Raw genomic sequence first — 2284 nt, forward strand, 5'->3', positions numbered from 1 at the left:
AGGGGGGCGGGGCGGGTCCAGTGTCGACCCACCCCGCCCCCTCGGCAACCCGAACAGTCGGTGCCCTCGCGCGGGCTCAGCGACCCCCTCGGGTCAGCTGTCCACCTCGCCGCGGATGAACTTCTCCAGCTCGGCGCGGCCCAGGTCGTCCGGGCGCTGCTCGGGCGGGGACTTCATGAGGTAGGCGCTGGCGGAGAGGATCGGGCCGCCGATGCCGCGGTCCTTGGCGATCTTCGCCGCGCGGATGGCGTCGATGATGATGCCGGCGGAGTTGGGGGAGTCCCAGACCTCCAGCTTGTACTCCAGGTTCAGCGGGGCGTCGCCGAACGCGCGGCCCTCGAGGCGCACGTAGGCCCACTTGCGGTCGTCCAGCCACTGCACGTAGTCCGAGGGGCCGATGTGCACGTCGCGGTCCTCGAACTGGTGCTGCACGTTGGAGGTGACGGCCTGGGTCTTGGAGATCTTCTTGGACTCCAGGCGCTCGCGCTCGAGCATGTTCTTGAAGTCCATGTTGCCGCCCACGTTCAGCTGGTAGGTGCGGTCCAGCTCCACGCCGCGGTCCTCGAGGAGCTTGGCCATCACGCGGTGGGTGATGGTGGCGCCCACCTGGGACTTGATGTCGTCGCCCACGATCGGCACGCCCGCGTCGCGGAACTTCTGCGCCCACTCGGGGTCGCTGGCGATGAACACCGGCAGCGCGTTGACGAAGGCCACGCCGGCGTCGATGGCGCACTGGGCGTAGAACTTGTCGGCCTCCTCCGAGCCCACCGGCAGGTAGGACACGAGCACGTCGGCCTGCGAGTCCTTGAGTGCCTGCACCACGTCCACGGCCTCGGCGGAGGACTCCTCGATGGTCTGGCGGTAGTACTTGCCCAGGCCGTCCAGGGTGGGGCCGCGCTGCACCTCCACGCCGGTGTGCGGCACGTCGGTGATCCGGATGGTGTTGTTCTGGCCCGAACGGGTGGCTTCGGAGAGGTCCTTGCCCACCTTGTCGGCGTCGACGTCGAACGCGGCCACGAACTCCACGTCGCCGACGTGGTACCCGCCGAAGTCGACGTGCATGAGGCCCGGCACGGTGCCGTCGGCCGGGGTGTTGCGGTAGTACTCGACGCCCTCGATGAGCGAGGTGGCGCAGTTTCCGACGCCTGCGATGGCGACACGGACAGTGGACATGTCTCTCCCTTTGTTGCTTTCCGGCGTGACAAACGCCGCAGCCCGGCAGGTTGTTCCACGCGCGACCGAGTGTAGGCCGCGTGCCGGGGGGTGTGACGGGTGATGATGGGGCGTCAGGACGAGCCCGACGGGAGTGGCAGTGGAGCGGATCAGGCGTGTGCAGGGGGCCCGCGGCCTCGAGGCGGTGCGGCAGGCCGTGCGGGGGCGTCGCCCCCGCCCCGCCGCCGATCCGGTGCCCCGCCTGGCCATGGGGGCGGTCGGGGGCTCCACCGGCCGCCACGCCCTGCCGCGGGTCCGGGGGCCGTGGTTCCCGGCCGCGGTGCTCGTGGCCCTGAGCGCCCTGCCGATGCTGCTGGCCGTGCTGCAGAAGAACAACTGCATCACCGGCGGCTGGCGCAGCCCGCAGCTCATCTGGCGCATGTGCTACTCCGACCCGGTGGTGCGCTGGGCCAACGCCGGCCTCGACGACGGCCACGTGCCCTGGTCCAGCCCCGGCACCGAGATGGCCCAGGTGGCGCCCGTGCGCACCACGCTGCTGTGGCTGGCCGGCCTGCCCCTGGGCCCGGTGCCGCAGCGCTTCGACCAGCAGGCCTACTTCGCCGTGTGGGCGGTGCTGCTCGTTCTCGCGGTGGCCGCGCTGGTGGTGGCGGTCGTGGACTGGGCGCGCGCCGAGGGCTCGGACCCGTGGGCGGCCTCGCACGTGGCCCTCTCCCCGCTGCTCGTGCCGTTGGCGATGGTGTCGGACCTGCTGGTCTGGCTGGCGCTCGCGGTGTGGGGGTGCGTGCTGTGGCGCCGCGGCTCCACAGGGTCGGCGGCCACGGCCGGCGTGGTGTGGGTGCTGGCGGTGCTGGCGATGCCCCTGCTGGTGGTGCTGCCGGTGGCCTGTGTGGTGGCCGCCCCGCGTGCGCTGCGCTGGGCGTGGGTGCCGATGGTGCTCACGGCGGCGGCGGTGTGCGTCCCGTGGCTGGTGTGGAACCGGCGGAGCCTCTCCGGCCTGGCGTTCTGGGACGCCGGGGCGGGCAACGGGGGCGTGTGGAGCGTGGTGCGCGGCCTGGGTGCGGCGCCGCCGGGCTGGGCGGTGGCCACCCTGGCGGTGGGCGGCCTGGTGCTC

General features: G+C 72.5%; 2 protein-coding genes. One reads left to right on the forward strand and one right to left on the reverse strand.

Annotated elements, in window-relative coordinates:
• Nucleotides 1–93: 93 nt before the first annotated feature.
• A complete protein-coding gene (locus tag HMPREF3099_RS05245) occupies nt 94–1173 on the reverse strand; it encodes an inositol-3-phosphate synthase (protein ID WP_070704927.1) in 1080 nt (359 codons plus the stop codon).
• 157 nt (nt 1174–1330) lie between these two features.
• Between HMPREF3099_RS05245 and HMPREF3099_RS05250 the strand changes: the two genes are divergently transcribed.
• The coding region (locus HMPREF3099_RS05250; protein ID WP_141761999.1) for a hypothetical protein at nt 1331–2284 on the forward strand (954 nt) is incomplete at its 3' end.

The organism is Kytococcus sp. HMSC28H12 (assembly GCF_001816045.1).
GTDB classification, from domain to species: domain Bacteria; phylum Actinomycetota; class Actinomycetes; order Actinomycetales; family Dermatophilaceae; genus Kytococcus; species Kytococcus schroeteri.

Coding starts and splice junctions, on each gene's coding strand:
- HMPREF3099_RS05245 (WP_070704927.1), bottom strand. CDS start 1,173: ATGTCCACTGTCCGTGTCGCCATCGCAGGCGTCGGAAACTGCGCCACC.